General features: G+C 65.1%; 17 protein-coding genes and 1 tRNA gene. 14 read left to right on the plus strand and 4 right to left on the minus strand.

The window, feature by feature from the left end; all coding sequences use genetic code 11:
• Window positions 1–685 (minus strand): ABC transporter ATP-binding protein (locus VF497_RS05395; protein WP_330886606.1); only part of this gene is annotated, 685 nt, incomplete at its 3' end.
• Window positions 686–946: 261 nt separating this feature from the next.
• On the opposite strand from VF497_RS05395, the gene VF497_RS05400 reads away from it, so the two are divergent.
• Entirely contained in the window at window positions 947–2,449 is a 1,503-nt protein-coding gene (locus VF497_RS05400) for an aminotransferase class III-fold pyridoxal phosphate-dependent enzyme (RefSeq protein WP_330886607.1), read from the plus strand.
• A gap of 203 nt (window positions 2,450–2,652) precedes the next feature.
• Window positions 2,653–3,003, plus strand: coding sequence for a PsiF family protein (locus VF497_RS05405; protein WP_330886622.1), 351 nt, complete (start codon window positions 2,653–2,655; stop codon window positions 3,001–3,003).
• A gap of 64 nt (window positions 3,004–3,067) precedes the next feature.
• Here the strand turns inward: VF497_RS05405 and VF497_RS05410 are convergent, their stop codons facing one another.
• A complete protein-coding gene (locus tag VF497_RS05410) occupies window positions 3,068–4,093 on the minus strand; it encodes an aldo/keto reductase (RefSeq protein WP_330886608.1) in 1,026 nt (341 codons plus the stop codon).
• Between the two features lie 95 nt (window positions 4,094–4,188).
• The gene (locus VF497_RS05415; protein WP_330886609.1) at window positions 4,189–5,163 is read right to left on the minus strand and encodes a LysR substrate-binding domain-containing protein; all 975 of its coding nucleotides are present in this window, start codon (window positions 5,161–5,163) and stop codon (window positions 4,189–4,191) included.
• Between the two features lie 191 nt (window positions 5,164–5,354).
• Here VF497_RS05415 and VF497_RS05420 point away from each other — a divergent pair, with 191 nt between their 5' ends.
• From VF497_RS05420 to VF497_RS05475, 12 genes are all read left to right on the plus strand, one after another.
• Window positions 5,355–6,437, plus strand: coding sequence for a DmsE family decaheme c-type cytochrome (locus VF497_RS05420; RefSeq protein ID WP_330886610.1), 1,083 nt, complete (start codon window positions 5,355–5,357; stop codon window positions 6,435–6,437).
• Between the two features lie 14 nt (window positions 6,438–6,451).
• Entirely contained in the window at window positions 6,452–8,983 is a 2,532-nt protein-coding gene (locus tag VF497_RS05425) for an MtrB/PioB family outer membrane beta-barrel protein (protein WP_330886611.1), read from the plus strand.
• Window positions 8,984–8,993: 10 nt separating this feature from the next.
• Window positions 8,994–9,716: a c-type cytochrome gene (locus tag VF497_RS05430; protein WP_330886612.1), complete on the plus strand. Its 723-nt coding sequence runs from the start codon at window positions 8,994–8,996 to the stop codon at window positions 9,714–9,716.
• Window positions 9,717–9,764: 48 nt separating this feature from the next.
• The gene (locus tag VF497_RS05435) at window positions 9,765–10,121 is read left to right on the plus strand and encodes a high-potential iron-sulfur protein (protein WP_330886613.1); all 357 of its coding nucleotides are present in this window, start codon (window positions 9,765–9,767) and stop codon (window positions 10,119–10,121) included.
• Window positions 10,122–10,246: 125 nt separating this feature from the next.
• Window positions 10,247–12,229 carry a heme lyase CcmF/NrfE family subunit gene (locus VF497_RS05440; RefSeq protein WP_330886614.1) on the plus strand — a complete coding sequence of 661 codons (1,983 nt, stop codon included), beginning with the start codon at window positions 10,247–10,249 and terminating at the stop codon, window positions 12,227–12,229.
• Window positions 12,226–12,768, plus strand: coding sequence for a DsbE family thiol:disulfide interchange protein (locus tag VF497_RS05445; RefSeq protein WP_330886615.1), 543 nt, complete (start codon window positions 12,226–12,228; stop codon window positions 12,766–12,768). The genes VF497_RS05440 and VF497_RS05445 overlap by 4 nt, the downstream gene beginning before the upstream one ends.
• Window positions 12,765–13,226 (plus strand): cytochrome c-type biogenesis protein, encoded by a 462-nt coding sequence (locus VF497_RS05450; RefSeq protein WP_330886616.1) that lies wholly within the window; start codon window positions 12,765–12,767, stop codon window positions 13,224–13,226. The genes VF497_RS05445 and VF497_RS05450 overlap by 4 nt, the downstream gene beginning before the upstream one ends.
• Window positions 13,223–14,482, plus strand: a complete 1,260-nt coding sequence (gene ccmI, locus VF497_RS05455) for a c-type cytochrome biogenesis protein CcmI (protein WP_330886617.1) — start codon at window positions 13,223–13,225, stop codon at window positions 14,480–14,482. The genes VF497_RS05450 and ccmI overlap by 4 nt, the downstream gene beginning before the upstream one ends.
• Before the next feature lie 94 nt (window positions 14,483–14,576).
• On the plus strand, window positions 14,577–15,692 hold the full coding sequence (gene metX / locus VF497_RS05460) for a homoserine O-acetyltransferase MetX (RefSeq protein WP_330886618.1): 1,116 nt from the start codon (window positions 14,577–14,579) through the stop codon (window positions 15,690–15,692).
• 35 nt (window positions 15,693–15,727) lie between these two features.
• Entirely contained in the window at window positions 15,728–16,306 is a 579-nt protein-coding gene (locus VF497_RS05465) for a cysteine dioxygenase family protein (RefSeq protein WP_330886619.1), read from the plus strand.
• Window positions 16,307–16,373: 67 nt separating this feature from the next.
• Window positions 16,374–16,460, plus strand: a tRNA-Leu gene (locus VF497_RS05470).
• A gap of 74 nt (window positions 16,461–16,534) precedes the next feature.
• On the plus strand, window positions 16,535–17,269 hold the full coding sequence (locus VF497_RS05475) for an N-acetylmuramoyl-L-alanine amidase (RefSeq protein ID WP_330886620.1): 735 nt from the start codon (window positions 16,535–16,537) through the stop codon (window positions 17,267–17,269).
• A 4-nt stretch (window positions 17,270–17,273) separates the two neighbouring features.
• Here the strand turns inward: VF497_RS05475 and VF497_RS05480 are convergent.
• Window positions 17,274–17,900, minus strand: a 627-nt coding sequence (locus VF497_RS05480) for an ATP-grasp domain-containing protein (RefSeq protein ID WP_330886621.1), incomplete at its 5' end; no start/stop codon positions are given.

The following is a 17,900-nucleotide window of genomic DNA, read 5'->3' on the forward strand; positions in this document are numbered from 1 at the left end:
GGATGCGCCGCGAAGCGACGCGTGCGCGGATCTCGGCGACCGTGCCCTGGGCGACGGTGCGGCCCTGCGCGAGCACGACGACGCGATCGGCCAGCGCTTCGGCTTCCTCGAGATAGTGCGTTGTCAGCACCACCGCGCAGCCCTCGGCGACGAGCTGGCGGATCGCGCGCCACATCGTTTCGCGCGCCTCGATGTCGAGGCCGGTGGTCGGTTCATCAAGGAACAGCAGTTCCGCGCGCCCGCAGATTGCCAGCGCGAACTGGGCGCGGCGCTGCTGGCCGCCGGAAAGCTTGGCGTAGCGACGGTCGAGCAGGTCATCCACGCCGGCCAGGGAGACGATGTCGGCAACCGTGCGCGGCCGCGCGTAGTAGTTGCGGAACAGGTCGATCAGCTCGCCGACGGTCAGCGTTTCCGGCAACGAGGTCGCCTGCAGCATCGCGCCGATGCGGCGGCGCGCGGCCAGCGCATTCGGCGCCGCGTCGAACAGCGAGGCGCTGCCGGCATCGGCCCGCTGCAGGCCGACGAGCAGCGAGATCGCCGTGGTCTTGCCCGCTCCGTTCGGCCCGAGCAGGGCGAGCACTTCGCCGCGATGCACTTCGAGGTCGACGCCGGCCAGCGCCTGCGTCTGCCCGTAGCGTTTGACCGCATTGGCAAGTCGGGCGACGGGATGGGGTATGGAATTCATGCCTGGCTCCTGCTGCGATGAGTGAATTCTCGGCCGCGCGACGCAATGACGCACAGTCCGGGATATCAGCCATCCGGGGTGACGAGCGTCATGTCCGGCCGCATCGAATTGGCCCCATCGAACCCACTTGGCACTGGCACTCGGCCATACCAAATCCCGGTTCTATCATGCGTCCCACAATCAGCAATTGTTTGCCTTGTCGATACTTGGCGCCGCCTGTTGGCGCCTTTCGCATTTCCGAAATTCCAGAGGGAGAACACCATGCCGTCCATCACCCAACTCAACGAACTGCGCAGCTTCGGCGGCGCGATCCGCACGCGCGGCCTGGACGACGCGACGGTCGAACGCTTCGTGCGCGAAGACCGCGATCTCGCCGTCGCGATCGACGCGGCGCACGTGTTGTTCACCCAGCTCAAGAACGAAATGCCCGAACTGCTCAAGCTCGACGAAGCCGAGCAGCTCGCGCGCGTGCAGGCCGACTACGTCAATTTCTACGCTGCCGACGCGATCAATCCCTACGTCGCGCTCGCTGCGCGCGGACCGTGGATCGTCACGCTCAAGGGCGCAGTGATCTACGACGTCGGCGGCTACGGCATGCTCGGCCTCGGCCACACGCCGCAGGCGGTGCTCGACGCGTTGGCCAAGCCGCAGGCGATGGCCAACATCATGACGCCAAACCTGTCGCAGCTGCGCTTCGCCAATGCGATCAAGCAGGAAATCGGGCATACGCTCGCCGCGAACGCAGCCCCATACACGAATTTCCTCTGCCTGAACTCGGGTTCGGAAGCGGTCGGCCTCGCTCTGCGCATCGCCGACGTCAATGCCAAGCTCGCGACCGACGCGAACGGCAAGCATGCCGGCAAGACGATCAAGCGCCTCGCGGTCAAGGGTGCCTTCCACGGCCGCACCGATCGCCCGGCGATCTATTCGGATTCCTCGCGCAAGGCCTACGCGCAGAACCTTGCCAGCTTCCGCGACGAGAAGAGCCTGATCACGGTCGAGCCGTACAACGTCGATCAGCTGCGCGCCGCATTCGCCGATGCCGACAAGAACGGCTGGTTCATCGAGGCGATGCTGCTCGAGCCGGTGATGGGTGAAGGCGATCCGGGCCGCGCGGTGACGCCGGAGTTCTACGCCGCCGCGCGCGAGCTCACGCGCGCGCACGGCACGCTGTTCATGGTCGACTCGATCCAGGCCGGCTTGCGCGCGCACGGCGTGCTCTCGGTCGTCGACTATCCGGGCTTCGAGAAGCTCGACTCGCCGGACATGGAGACCTATTCGAAGGCGCTCAGCGCAGGCCAGTATCCGCTGTCGGTGCTCGCCGTGAACGCGCGCGCCGCCGCGCTGTACAAGACCGGCATCTACGGCAACACGATGACCGCCAACCCGCGCGCACTCGACACAGCCTGCGCGGTGCTCGCCTCGATCACGCCGGAACTGCGCGCCAACGTGCGTGCGCGTGGCGCCGAGTTCATCGACAAGCTGCAGAAACTGCAGAAGGAACTGCCGGGCCTGATCACCAAGGTGCAGGGCACCGGCCTGTTGTTCTCGTGCGAACTCGCCCCGCAGTTCAAGTGCTACGGCGCAGGCAGCACCGAGGAATGGCTGCGCGAGCACGGCGTCGGCGTGATCCACGGCGGCACCAATTCGCTGCGCTTCACCCCGCATTTCGCGGTGTCGAGCGCCGAGGCCGACCTCGTCGTCGCGGGCGTGCGCCAGGCGCTGCTGCAGGGCCCGCGGCAGAGCGTCGACGCGGCGGCATAGCGATTCGAACGGGCGCGACTTGCGCGCACCTCGCGCGCAAGACATTAAAACGATCGCGCGCCCTACGCTGCGACGGGATGAATTCCGACAAAATGTTGCGCGACACCCCCTGTTTCCCGCGCGCTCAAGCAGCGTAGACTAGCGGCCGATCCGGCATGAGGCCGGCCACGCCACAGGAGACAGCCATGAAAACCGCAACAGCCATGTTCGCCGCTTTCGCTTTCGCCGCCGTCCTTGCTTCCGGTTCCGCCTTCGCTGCGGAGAAGCAACTCACGCCGCAGCAGGAACGCATGAAATCCTGCAATGCCGACCCGAAGGCGAAGACGCTCAAGGGCGACGAGCGCAAGGCGTTCATGAGCTCCTGCCTCAAGGGCGAATCGACCACCGCCGCCCCGGCCGCAGCCGCTGCGCCGGCCAAGCCGATGACGCAGCAGGAGAAGATGAAAGCCTGCAACGCAGACCCGAAGGCGAAAACCCTGCACGGTGACGAGCGCAAGACCTTCATGAGCTCCTGCCTGAAGGGCGATGCTGCCGCGGCTGCGCCAGCGCACTGAAAAATTGCTCAGTCTCATACAAAAAACCGGGCCTCGCGCCCGGTTTTTTTGTTTCCGCAGACGATCAAACCGGAAACGGATTGCGTTCGGCAAAGCCCTGCTGGTGCCAATACGGGTACGCGAATGTTTTCGTGCTCGCTGCGTCGAGCTTCGCGACCTGCTCTTTCGTCAGGTTCCAACCGACCGCACCGAGATTCTGCTTGAGCTGCTCCTCGTTGCGCGCGCCGATGATGACCGACGAAACTGTCGGCCTCTGCAGCAGCCAGTTGATCGCGATCTGCGGGATCGTCTTGCCGGTTGCCTTCGCAACTTCGTCGAGCGCATCGACGACACGATACAAATACTCGTTATCGACCGGCGGCCCGAAATCCGCGGTCTTGTGCAGGCGGCTCGTCTTCGGCAACTTGGCGCCGCGGCGCAGCTTGCCGGTGAGGCGGCCCCAGCCGAGCGGGCTCCAGACGATCGCACCGACGCCCTGGTCGAGGCCGAGCGGCATCAGCTCCCACTCGTAGTCGCGGCCGATCAGCGAATAATAGGTCTGGTTGGCGACATGGCGTGGATAGCCGTACCTGTCCGCGACCGCGAGCGACTTCATCAGCTGCCAGCCGGAAAAATTCGACACGCCGGTGTAGCGGATCTTGCCCGCGCGCACGAGCGTGTCGAGCGTGGACAGCACTTCCTCGATCGGCGTCCGCGCATCGAAGCCGTGCAGCTGGAACAGGTCGATATGGTCGGTGCCGAGCCGGGCGAGCTGCTCATCGACCGTCTTGAGCAGATGGAATCGCGAGGAGCCGACCGCGTTCGGATCATCGCTGAAACGGAACGTCGCCTTGGTCGAGATGATCGCCTTGTCGCGCTTGCCCTTGAGCGCCGCGCCGAGGATAGCTTCGGAAGCGCCACGCGAATAAACGTCGGCCGTGTCGAACATGGTCACGCCGTGATCAAGGCAAAGATCGATCAGGCGCTTTGCCTCCTTGACATCGGTATTGCCCCAAGCGCTGAACAACTCGCCCTTGCCGCCGAACGTGCCGGTGCCGAAGCTCAGTGCGGAAACGGTAAAGCCCGATGCACCCAATCGCCGATGTTCCATCTCGAATCTCCGAATGACCGTGGGGGAATGGAGTCATCGGGCGCGATCGCACGGAATTCAACCGGCGAGCAGCCGAATTAAGGATTTGTCATGGATCAGGTGCCGAACTTCGCCACCGGCGCGCGTCTAGGCTCGACGTCCATGCGGAAACTGCCCTGCGCGACCGATTCGAGAAATGGCTGCAGGTTTGCGCTGAGATAGTCAATCAGTGTGCGCACCGCCAAGGTCAATCCGTCGCGCGACGGATAGACGGCGTACAGGTTCATGTCGGGCAGCTGCCATTGCGGCAATAGATGGACGAGACGGCCATCAGCGAGTTCATCGGCGCAGACACTGCGCGGCAGCTCGGCCATGCCGACGCCGGCCAGCACGGCCTCCTTGAGCACGAACAGGTCTTCGCTGAGCAGGCGCGGATGATAGGTGACCGTCTGCGTCTTGCCGAGCCCGCTGAGTCGCCACTGATAGCGGCCACCGGGCGCGACCGGCAACGCACCGCCGACACTGGGCAAGCCGCGGAAGTCTGCCGGCGTACGCGGCCTGCCGTGGCGCAGGACAAACTCCGGACTCGCCACGAGCAGGTGCCGGTTGAGCGTGAACGACCGCACGATCAGGCTTGAGGACCTGATGCACGGCACGATGCGCAGGGCGAGATCGTAGCCTTCGGCGATCAGATCGACGTCGTCGTTGCTGATGCTGAGCACAACCTCGACCTCGGCATGCCGCGCCATGAATTCGGCCAGCAGCGGCGCCATGAAAACCTGGGCGAAATTGAGCGGACAGGTCACGCGCACGCGGCCGCGCGGCACTTCGCGCACGTCGTCGATCACGTTGCTCGCGCGCTCGACCTCGGCGAGCACCGCGCGGCAGCGTTCGTAATAGCGGTGGCCGACGTCGGTGACCTGCAGCTTGCGCGTCGTGCGCTGGATCAGGCGCACGCCGAGATCGGCTTCGAGCCGAGACAGGTGCTGGCTCAACACCGATTTCGCCACGCCTAGCGCATCGGCCGCGGCGGACAGGGAGCCGCATTCGACGATCTTCGCGAAATACAGGATGTTGTTGAGGTCGTTCATGGCGCCATGATTCGACTCTGCGGGAACGTCGCGCAAGCCTAAGACTGTTCGGATCGGCGAACAATGTTTTCTGCACAATGCGCTATCGGAAAGTTACCTGAACGGACAAACTTGCCGCGCGATTGCAGGTTGTCGACAGGCACCGGCAAGCATGAAAGCTCCAGCCAACGCCTGAGCTCAGGGAGAAGGGAATGGACTTGCGTCGTCTTGGTGTCGTTCTCGCCGCAGCACTGTCGAGTTGCGCGCTCGTATTCGGCACGTTGAGCACCGGACTTGCCCAGCAGCAGCGCAGCGACATCGCCAAGTCCCTGCCCGCCACCAACCTTTCAAGCGACAAGCCGCAGAACAATCTGCCTGCGCCGGCCCCCGGCTTTGCTCGCGCCCGCGTCGCACACAACCCGCAGGCAGCCGACGCCAAGCCGGTCGGCGAGAAGACCTGCATCGCCTGCCACCAGCTCGAAAGCGATCACTTCACGCACACGCTGCACGCCTTGGGGCTGCATGTGGCGAATCGCTCCGATCCGGACATCCCGGTCTGCGAAGCCTGCCACGGCCCCGGCTCCGCGCACGCGCAAAGTCCGACGACCAAGGGCCTGATCATCGGCTACACGAAGAATTCCGGCACGCCGATCGAGACGCAGACCAGTACCTGCCTGACCTGCCACGCCGGCGGTCCGCGGGACCACTGGACGGGTTCGGTGCATCAGCGCAACGGCCTGTCGTGCAGCGACTGTCACAACCCGATGTCGAAGTTCTCGATCGAAGGCTCGATGGCCAAGCAGTCGATAAACGACACCTGTTCGACATGTCACAAGGATATCCGCGCGCAGTTCAACCGCCGCTCGCATATGCCCCTGCCCGAGGGACAAATGAGCTGCGACGACTGCCACAACCCGCACGGCGCGCTGACCAACAACGGCAACCCGATGCTCAATTTCCCGCTGTCGAAGACCAATACGGTCAACGAGACCTGCTGGCAGTGCCATGCGGAGAAACGCGGACCGTTCCTCTGGGAACACCCGCCGGTGCGCGAATCCTGCCTTAACTGCCACACGCCGCACGGCTCGAATCAGAACACGCTGCTGACTCTGCCGGTGCCGGCGCTGTGCCAGCAGTGCCACGCGTCCAGTGCGCATGCCGGCGGCCTGCAGACGCGCCAGGGCACCGCCAACGGCTCGCGCCCCGAACCACAGATGATTGGCCGTGGCTGCCTGACCTGCCACGCCAACATCCACGGCTCCAACGCGCCGTCGGGCCCGCGCTTCCACGAATGAGCGGAGGATCGATCATGCCGAAGAATTCCTCTTCGCTCCGCCTGCTTGCACTGGGCTGCGTGGTCGCCTTGGCCGCGGCCGCCCACGCCGATAGCGGCATCGGCGTCGACACCTGGCGCGGCAACAAGCTCGACCCGACCGGCGGCAAGAACTCGAGTAGCTGTGATGCGAACGGCAGGACCTGGCTGTCGCCGCTGCAGCACCGCACGCCGACAGGCTATCTTTACGATTGCCCGGACGAAGCGCCGCTGGCGCACGAACTCGGCGAATGGCTGTACTACGGCGTGCTCCAGGTCGGCTATACGGGCATCAGCGATCAGCCTTTCGCGCTGTGGAACCGCTACGCCGACTGGCGAGGCGACAAGGCCATCCTCGGCCTGCTCGACGCGCATTTCGAGAACCCATCCGACGGCAGCTACGCTGAGGTGCGCGGCAGCCGCATCAGCGAGGAAGACCAGTACTACCAGGCCGTCTACGGCAAGGCCGGCGCGTACAAGGTGCAAGCGTTCGTCCGCGACATGCCGAACATCCTCTCGACCGACGCGCGGTCGATCTGGAAGGGCACGGGTACGGGCAGCTTGACCCTGCCGAGTTCTCTCGTCGCCGGTGCGAGTACGCCCGCGCAGGTCGCCGCCGTGTCCAACGCGCTGCCGAACGGCACGTTGCAGGTCACGCGCAAGAAGCAGGGCCTGAACGCCAGCGCGTGGCTGACCCCGAACCTCACCGTCTATGTCGACATGACCGACGAGGAGCGCAAGGGCGGCCGGCCCTACGGCGGCCCGTTCGGCGAATCGTGGCTTCCGGCGCCTGGCGGCGCCGTGCTTGAAACGGTCAAGCCGATCAACGATTCGACGATCAACGTCAATGCCGGCGTGCGCTGGGTCGATCCGGTCTGGCGCTTCGACGTCGGCTACTCGGGCTCGTTCTATCGCGACAAGTACCAGAGCTATACGTTCCAGCAGCCCTTTCTCATCGTGCCGGGTGCGACCGCCACGATCGGCCAGATGTCGACCGAGCCGGACAACGACTACCACAACCTGCATGCGCAGCTGTCGCGCGTGCTACCGCTGAACGGCGACGTGTCGCTCACGCTCTCCGACGTGCTGATGCGCAATACCGACGGCCTGATCGCGCCGACCAACTGCCAGGGCTTCGTCGGCACGTTCGACTGCAGCAAGTGGAACACGACCGCGGCGTTGTCGCAGACCAACGCCGACGTGACTCAACGGAACCAGCTCGCCGAATTGAAAGCCTCGATCCAGCCGGTCAAGGACTGGAGCTTCAATGGCGGCATCAAGTATTCCAAGCAGGACTACAAGAACAATTACCTCGCCTTGAATCCGTTGACTGGCCAGTACGGCTACATCGGCGAGAACGCCCAGTTCGCCGCGTTGGGCATCCCGTTGAGCTTCAGCGGCCCGTATCCGATCGGCGGCATTCCCGGGCGCGTCAAGCCTTGGATCCTGACCTACGAGGAATACAACGCCTACGCCGGCGCGACCTGGAAAATCAGCGACCACGACACGCTCGGCCTCGTCTACAACTTCGACCGCTACAAGCCGAGCAGCCGCGAGCGCACGCGCGTGGACGACAACAGCCTCAAGCTGACCTGGGTCGACAAGACGCTGGACTGGCTGACCTTCCGCGCCAACTACACCTACCTGCACCAGAGCGGCGACCGCTACAACCAAGACGTGTGGGACTACGGCTTCGCCTTCGAGCTGCCGGCCTGGCTCGCCGCGTTTCCCGGCAGCGTGGCGCCGGTCGGCACGGTCGAAGCACTTCGCAAATACGACATCTCCGACCGCAAGGAAAACAAGATCGACTTGATGGCGACGCTGGCGCTGCGCGACGACCTGTCGATCAGCGCCTCGTTCCGCGGCGACTACGACGTCTACCGCGGCGTGCAGGTCGGCCGCCAGGGTTATTTCACCTACGCCACGCAAGTCTCGGCGGAATGGACGCCGACGACGGCCGACAATTTCAGCGCCTTCGTCGGGCTCGATCATTCCCGGCTCGACCAAGCCAGTGTCGCCGGCTACCCGAACGACAGCAACAGTCCGACCTGTGCGCCGCTTGGTTGTGCGTCGTATCCGCTGACCGACCGCTGGTGGCAGTCTGACCGCGAGCGCAATTACTCGGCAGGCCTGACCGCCCTGCACCGCTGGCGCCGCGCCAGCTTCGACTTCTCCTGGAACTACATCTACGCGCGCGGCAATCTCTTCCACACGGCTGCTTCGTCCGGGGCGATCGGCGCCAACTTCGCTCCGATCTCCGCCGACGTGCTGTACGCGACGATGGGCAACGGCATGCCGCCGACGACGTATCGCGTGAATTCCCTCACCGTCGGCGCAACGATCGCGATCAACACGCGCCTGTCGCTGCGTCTGTTCGACAGCTACGAAGTCGGTCGCGTCTACGACTGGCACTACGAAGGTCTCGACCAAGGCCTCGTCATTGCGAACCAGAACACGCTGTACACCGATGGCGGCCCGCAGAGCTACAAGCAGAACCTTGTCGGCTTCCTCGTCAACATCAAATTGTGAGGACGGCGACATGAATTTTTTCTCGCATCGCCAAACGAATCTTCTGCGCGCGCGCGCCGCGGCTTTTGCGCTGGCCGCCAGCGCAAGCGCGTTCGCCGCCGATTACGTCGATCTGCGCCGCATCGAACCAATCGACGGCGACGCGGCCGCGGGCGCGCAGAAAGCCGCGGTCTGCTTCGCCTGCCACGGACCGAACGGCAACGCGATCGTGCCGACATTTCCCAAGCTCGCCGGGCAGCGCGCGGATTATCTCTACCATCGCCTCGATGCGTTCAAGCACGCCGATCCGAAGGATCCTTATGTCGCGCAGTTGCCGATGCTGGCCATTGTCGCCAGTTTGAACGACATCGACATGCGCAACCTCGCCGCGTTCTTTGCCGCACAGGCGCCGATCGCGGCCGCACCCGCGGTCGCCGCCCCTGCTGCGGCCGAGGGCGAGACGATCTTCAAGCAAGGCGACCCTGCGCGCGGCGTCCCGCCCTGTGCAGGCTGCCATGGCGCGGACGCCAACGGCGTCGCCGCGACCGACAGCAGACAATACCTCGCGTGGCCCGCCCTGCGCGGGCAGAACGCCGCGTACGTCATCTCGCGCCTGAACAATTTCCGCGACAATCTGCCACATAGCAGCAGCAACGACTTCATCATGCACGGCGTTGCGCGTACACTCGACGACGGTTCGATTCAGGCGATCGCGATATGGCTGGCTTCGCTTTCCCCGCAGCCCGCGCACTGAAACGGACGATCCACCGCCAGCATCTCCTCTTGCCAGCAAAGGTGACATATGAAGAAAACCGACCAGCAGAATATTTCCGGAACCGATCAGAGCCGCCGCCGTTTCTTCGTCGGCGCGGGCACTGCGATCGGCGCCGCCGCGCTCGCGGGTGTGCTGCCGAGACAGGCACACGCGGACGATCTGCCGCATCTCGCGCCGACCGACGCCACCGCGCAGACGCTCGGCTACGTCGAGGACGCAACGAAGGCCGACAAGGCGAAGTTTCCGACCTATGCCGCCGGCAACACCTGCGCCAACTGCAATTTCTACCAGGGCGGAGCCGCTGCCTGGGGTGGTTGCCAGTTGTTCCCGGGCAAGGCGGTCAACGCCAAGGGCTGGTGCTCCGCGCACGCGAAGAAAGCCTGATTGCGATCGTTTCATCGCTTCTCCGACGGCCTTCTCCGCACAAGGGAGAAGGCCGTTTGCTTTCTCGCATCCAGCGCGCGTCTCGCGTAATCTAGCGCCCCGCAAAGCACGCTCCTCCGTCCCGCATGCTCCCCGAACTCGGTCAATTCGCGCTGATCCTCGCGCTCCTGCTCGCGCTCGCGCAATGCGTGCTGCCGATGATTGGCGCGTGGCGCGGCAATGCCGCGCTGATCGCGACGGCACGACCGATCGCCACCGGCCAGTTCGTCTTCGTCGCGCTCGCGTTCGGCGTGCTGACCTACGCGTTCCTGACCCAGGATTTCTCGGTCAGGTACGTCGCACAGAATTCCAATCTCGCCCTGCCCTGGTACTACCGCTTCTCGGCCGTGTGGGGCGCGCACGAGGGCTCGCTGCTCTTGTGGGTGCTTATCCTCGACGTGTGGACGCTCGCGCTCGCCGCGTTCAGCCGGCGCCTGCCCGATGCGTTCATCGCGCGCGTGCTCGGTGTGCTCGGTTTCGTCTCACTCGGCTTCCTCGCGTTCACGATCTTCACCTCGAATCCGTTCGTGCGCCATCTGCCCGCGCTGGCCGACGGTGCCGATCTCAACCCGATCCTGCAGGACCCGGGCCTGATCATGCATCCGCCGATGCTGTACATGGGCTATGTCGGTTTCTCGGTCGCGTTCGCGTTCGCGATCGCGGCATTGCTCGGCGGCGAACTCGATGTCGCCTGGATCCGCTGGGCGCGGCCGTGGACCAACGTTGCCTGGGCCTTCCTCACGCTCGGCATCACGCTCGGCAGCTGGTGGGCCTACTACGTGCTCGGCTGGGGCGGCTGGTGGTTCTGGGATCCGGTCGAGAACGCCTCGTTCATGCCTTGGCTGGTCGGCACCGCGCTGATCCATTCGCAGGCAGTCACGGAGAAACGCGGCTCGTTCCGTGCGTGGACATTGCTGCTGTCGATCTTCGCGTTCTCGCTGTCGCTGCTCGGCACGTTCCTCGTGCGCTCGGGCGTGCTCACGAGCGTGCACGCGTTCGCGAGCGATCCGAAGCGCGGCCTGTTCATCCTCGCCTTCCTCACCCTCGTCGTCGGCGGTTCGCTGACGATCTATGCGTTGCGCGCGCCGAAGGTGGCGGGCGGCAAACCGTTCCAGATGCTGTCGCGCGAAACCTTGCTGCTGATCAACAACCTGCTGTTCGCCTGCGCCGCGGCGATGGTCCTGCTCGGCACGCTGTATCCGCTCATCGGCGACGCGCTCGGCGTCGGCCGCATCTCGGTCGGACCGCCCTACTTCGGCTTCATGTTCGTGTTACTGATGTTGCCGGTCGTGCTGCTGATTCCGTTCGGGCCGTTCTTCCGCTGGGCTGCGGGCGACTGGCGCGCAACGTTGCGCGTACTCGCACCCGCGCTCGCGTTGGCTGTGGTCTGTGCGCTGATGGCATCGCTGCTCGTCGGCGTCCCGTCCGTGCGCGGCATCGCCGGCGTGGCCGCGAGCCTGTGGGTCGGCATCGGTATCGCGCTGTACGCGCTCAAGCGCTGGCGCGAGGCGCCGCGCGGCCGCCGCTACACGCAGGAAATGCTCGGCATGATCGCGGCGCATTTCGGCGTCGCGATCTTCCTCGCCGGCGTGCTCGTCACCGAGGCGACGAGCGTGGAATCCGACGTGCGCATGGCGCCGGGCGAGACGAAGCACATCGCCGGCCTCGATTTCAAATTCAATGGCGTCGCAGCGGCACAAGGCCCGAACTTCCGCGCCCAGCAGGGCGTGATCGAGGTATCGCGCGATGGAAAAATCATCAGCACGCTCAATCCGCAGAAGCGCCAGTACTCCGGTAATGCACCGGTGCAGACCAAGGCCGACATCCAGCCGGGCCTGTTCCGCGACGTCTATGTCGCGCTCGGCGAATCGCTCGATGACAAGGGCGCCTGGGCCGTACGCATCTACGTCAAGCCGTTCGTGCGCTGGATCTGGCTCGGCGGCCTGCTGATGATGCTCGGCGGTTTCGTCGCCGCGACCGATCGGCGCTTCCGCGCACTGCCCGCGCGCATCGAAGCGCCTGCGACCAGGCCTGCACTGGCCACGACCGAAACGGCACTCGCGCAATGAACCGTCTGCTTCCGCTGCTCGGCTTCTTTGCCCTCGTCGGCCTGCTCGGCTTCGGCATCTGGTGGAACACGCACCACGAGACGAACGAGGTACCCTCGCCGCTGATCGGCAAGCCCGCACCCGAGTTCACTCTTCCACTTTTATACGATTCCACAAAGTCGCTTTCCAAGGCCGACCTGCTCGGCAAGCCCTATCTCGTCAATGTGTTCGGCTCGTGGTGCGCCACCTGCCAGTACGAACATCCGATTCTGACCGCAAAGGTCAAGCCCCTCGGCATCAAATTGATCGGCATGGCATGGAAGGATCCGCCCGAGGACTCGAAGCGTTGGCTCGCCCGTTTCGGCGATCCCTACGATGCGATCGTCAGCGACGCGGACGGCCGCACCGGCATCGACTTCGGCGTGTACATGGCGCCGGAGAGTTTTCTCGTCGATGCGCAAGGCGTGATCCGCTACAAGCGCATCGGCATGTTCACACCAGAACTGATCGAGCGCGAACTGCTGCCCGAGTTGGCCAAGTTGCAACAGGCCAAACCATGATGCGTCGCGCGCTTTCCATCGTCACGATGATGCTGGCCGTCGCGCTGTTCGGCAGCGCCGCGCATGCGATCGATCCGCTGCCGTTCAAGGACCGCGCCGAAGAAGTGCGCTTCCAGAATCTCGCACGTCAGTTGCGCTGCCTCGTCTGCCAGAACCAGGACCTCGCCGACTCCGACGCCGACCTCGCCAAGGATCTGCGCATGCAGGTGTTCGAGATGATGCGCGCGGGCAAGAGCGACGTCGAGATCAAGGACTTCCTCGTCGCACGCTACAACGATTTCGTGCTCTACGACCCACCGCTGAAGCCGGGTACGTACCTGCTCTGGTTCACGCCGTTCGCCCTCGTCGCGATCGGCGCGGTCGCGGTGCTGCGTATCCTGCGCCGGCGCGCGCGCGCCGCGGTCGGCGAGGCGCTCGCACGCGGCGTTCCCATCGACAATCGGGACGACGACTGGTGACCTCCGCATTCCTGATTTTCGCCGCGTTGATGCTGATCGCGGCGCTCGCGTTCGTGCTCGTGCCGCTGTTGCGCGCGCGCGCCGGCGACGATTCACAGAACGAGGCACGGCGCAAGCGCAAGGCGCTGGAAGCAGCACGTGCCGACGGCGTCCCCACCGACGCGGAATACGCCGCGAAGCGCGCCTCGCTCGACTCAGCAGTGCCTGCATCCGCGCCTGCGCGCACGCGCACGGGTTTTGCCGCCGCATTGGCCGTGGCCCTGCTGCTGCCGGCCGCTGCCATCCTGCTCTATCGCCAGGTCGGCGCGCCGCAGGCACTCGATCCGGCTAACCTCGTTGCAACGGTGGGTGACGAAGCCGACGGCCACGGCGCCGATATCGAAGCCGCGATCGCGCAGCTCGCCGAGAAGATGAAACAGAACCCGGACAACGCCGAAGGCTGGATGCTGCTCGGCCGCGCGTACAAGTCGACACGGCGTTTCGCCGACGCGCGCGATGCGCTCAAGCACGCTCACGACCTCCTGCCGGACGATCCCGATCTGATGGTCGAATACGCCGAAGCTCTCGTGCTCTCCGGCTCGGACCGCCGTATCCAGGGCGAAGCGCTCGCTCTGATCGACAAGGCGATCCAGACGAATCCGCAGAATCAGAAGGGTCTGTGGCTGGCCGGCATCGCCGACTCGCAGGCCGGCCGATACACCGAGGCCGTGAACAAGTGGAACACGTTGCTGCCGCTGCTGGCGCCCGACTCCGACGTCGCCGCCTCGGTACGCGAACAGATCGCGCAGGCCGAGGCGTTGCGCGACGGCAAGCCGCTGCCTGCACCTTCCGCACAGACCGCAGTGGAAACATCACCGACCGCCGCACCCGCCAAAACCGTTGCGGAAAAGGATCAGGCAGCAACCACCGGCCCGCATATCGTCGTCAAGGTAACGCTCGAGCCCAAGCTCAAGGATAAGGTCGCACCTGGCGACACGTTGTTCGTCTTCGCCAAGGCGGCGAGCGGTCCGCCCATGCCGCTCGCGATCGCCAGGCTCACCGCCGCCGAGCTACCGGCGAGTGTCACGCTGACCGACGCGATGAGCATGATGCCGAACATGAAGATTTCCGCGTTTCCGCAAATCATCGTCGGCGCACGCATCTCCAAGTCCGGCCAGGCGATCGCGCAAAGCGGGGACCTGCAGACGCTGTCCGCGCCGCTGCAGAACTCGCGTTCCGAGCCGGTGGAATTGACGATAGACCAGGCCGTACCCTGATTCCGGCACGGCTGCGTGTCGCGGGAATCTTGGCGCAACGCTGGACGCGATATAAGCTCCTGCGGCCGCATTCCCGATCTCCCCATACCTCCGCATGTCCGACGCACGCCTGTATTTCCCCCTGCCCTCGCCATTTCCGATGCGCCGAGGCGGCGAGCTTGTCGGCGCACAGCTCGCCTATGAAACCTGGGGCGCACTCAGCGCGGCCCGCGACAACGCGATCCTGATCCTCACCGGCCTCTCGCCCGGTGCGCATGCCGCGTCGAACGCGGCCGATCCGTCGCCCGGCTGGTGGGAAGACATGGTCGGCCCGGACAAGCACATCGACACGAATCGCTGGTTCGTGATCTGCGTCAATTCGCTCGGCAGTTGCAAGGGTTCGACCGGGCCGGCATCCACGAATCCACAAACCGGAAAAGTATACAAACTCGACTTCCCCGAGCTGACTCTCGAAGACGTCGGCAACGCTGCATTCGAACTCGTGCGTGGACTCGGCATCGACCGGCTCGCCTGCCTGCTCGGCAACTCGATGGGCGGCATGGCTGCACTCGGCTATCTGGTTGAGCATCCGGGCAGCGTGCGCGCGCACATCAGCGTTTCGACCGCGCCACAGGCGCAGCCGTTCGCGATCGCGATCCGCTCGCTGCAGCGCGAGGCGATCCGCCTCGACCCGAACTTCAACCAGGGCGAATACGACGAGGCGCACTATCCCGAAACCGGCATGTCGATCGCGCGCAAGCTCGGCGTGATCACCTACCGTTCGGCGATGGAATGGGTCGGCCGCTTCGCGCGCATCCGCCTGGATTCGGACAAGCGCGAGGAAGATCCGTTCGCGGTCGAATTCCAGGTCGAATCCTACCTCGACGGCCACGCCAAGCGTTTCGTGCGCAGCTTCGATCCGAACTGCTATCTCTACCTTTCGCGTGCGAGCGACTGGTTCGACGTCGGCGAGCATGCGCCAGACCCGCGCGGGCACGGCAACGTCGCCGCCGCGCTGAGAAAGATCGACGTCGAGCGCGCGCTCGTGATCGGCGTCTCGACCGACATCCTGTTTCCGTTGACCCAGCAGGAGGAAATCGCCAACGGCCTGCGTACGGCTGGCGCGCACGTCGATTTCGTCGCGCTGGACTCGCCGCAGGGCCACGACGCCTTCCTCGTCGACATTCCGCGCTTCGGCGCGGCCATCGCGGGATTTCTCGCAAAGATGTAGAATTGGTTATAAGCAAATAACCGGAAGTTCGCTGCATGCTCGCCCTCGATTTCCCAGGCTCACGCCATCTGGTCGACCGCCTCGACCGCGCGGTCGACCACGACCGCGAAGCCGACATCGCCAACGCGCTGCGCACGACGCTGTGCGAACTGATCCGCGACCCCTCGGTCAAGCTGCCGCGTTGCATCTTCGAGGAAGTGAAGGACCACTACGCGCGCCGCGAGCTCTACCGCAGCGAGGATTTCGGCTACGCCGTGATCGCGATGACCTGGGGTCCGGGCCAGGGCACGCTCGTGCATGACCACGCTGGCATGTGGTGTGTCGAGGGCGTTTGGCACGGATCGCTCGAGATCACACCGTACGAACTCGTCGAACAGCAGGACGATCGCTACCGCTTCGAATCGCGCGGCACGATGAACGTCGGCCCGGGCTCGGCTGGCAGCCTGATCCCGCCGCACGAATACCACACGATCCGCAACCCGAGCACTGATTCGCTCGCCGTCACCCTGCACATCTACCGCGGGCCGATGACGCAGTGCTCGGTGTTCCGTCCGCTCGACAACGACTGGTACAGCCGCGACCGGCGCGTGCTCAGCCTCGACGCGATGCATTGATTGCGGAACGGCGCGCGGACGTGGCCAGCCTGCCACGATTTGACTTATACTGCGCGACCTCATCGATGCCGGTGTGGCGGAATTGGTAGACGCGACGGACTCAAAATCCGTTTCTGGCAACAGAGTGTGGGTTCGATTCCCTCCACCGGCACCACTGATACAGACAAGCGGCCCTCCGGGCCGCTTTCCATTTATCTCTTGCTCTCCGCCCCGATGCGTTCCTCCCCCATGAACGTATTCCGCCTGATAGCCGCGGCCACCTGCGCGCTGCTCCTCGCCGCCTGCGCCACCACGCCAGCGCTGAAGCACAACCCACTCGCCACCTGGGTACCCTCGCCGAACTACAACGCGCGCAAGGCGATGCTGATCGTCGTGCACTACACCGAGCAGCATTCGGTGCAGGAAAGCCTCGACACCCTGCGCAGCCAGAACAGCCAGGGGCCGGTCAGCGCGCATTACCTCATCGGTGCCGACGGGCACATCTATCAGCTCGTCGCCGACGAGGAGCGCGCCTGGCACGCCGGCCCCGGGCGCTGGGGCACGATCGCCGATCCGAACTCGGCATCGATCGGCATCGAGCTCGACAATGACGGCGTCTCGCCATTCGCAACGGCACAGATCGACAGCCTGCTCGCGCTGCTCGCCGACCTGACCGAACGCCTAGGCATTCCGCGCACGCAGGTCGTCGGCCACGAAGACGTGGCGCCGACGCGCAAGATCGACCCGGGCCCGCTGTTTCCGTGGAAACGCCTCGCCGATGCCGGCTACGGCCGCTGGCCGCAGGGCGAACTCGTCACGCCGCCGGCGGGCTTCGATGCCTGGGCGGCGCTTGCGCAAGTCGGCTACGCGCTCGACGACCGCGAGGCTGCGCTGCGCTCGTTCCATCACCACTTCCGCGGCAATGAGGGCGATGCGCTCGACGATACCGACCAGCGCATCCTCTACGCGCTGACGCGGCAATAGTCAGCTAGGCCAGACGCGGCTTCACCTTGCTGGCGGCAAGCTTTGCATTGCGCCGCGCGGCGTCGATATCGTCGGCGAACGCGAGCGCGACACCCATGCGGCGTTTGACGAAACTCTCAGGCTTGCCGAACAGGCGCAGATCGGTATTCGGCACGGCCAGCGCCTCGGCGACACCATCAAATGCGAGAGCCTTACCTTCGACGCCGCCGTAGATCACCGCCGACGCGCCGGGCGACTTGAGCTGCGTGTTCACGGGCAGGTCGAGGATCGCGCGCGCATGCAGTTCGAATTCGCTCTGCCATTGGCTGATCATCGTGACCATGCCGGTATCGTGCGGCCGCGGGCTGACTTCGCTGAACCAGACCTCGTCGCCCTTGACGAACAGCTCGACGCCGAACACGCCCTGGCCGCCGAGATCGTCGGTCACCTTCTTCGCGACCTCCTGCGCACGCGCGAGTGCGAGCGGCGACATCGCATGCGGCTGCCAGCTCTCGACATAGTCGCCGGCGACCTGCACGTGCCCGATCGGCGCGCAGAACCGGGTTTCGATTTCGCCGGCGGCGTTGCGCGCACGCACTGTGAGCAGGGTGATCTCGTAGTCGAAATCGATGAAGCCCTCGACGATGACGCG

Origin of the sequence: Rudaea sp. (genome assembly GCF_036383415.1) — a bacterium.
In the GTDB taxonomy this organism is placed as follows: domain Bacteria; phylum Pseudomonadota; class Gammaproteobacteria; order Xanthomonadales; family Rhodanobacteraceae; genus Rudaea.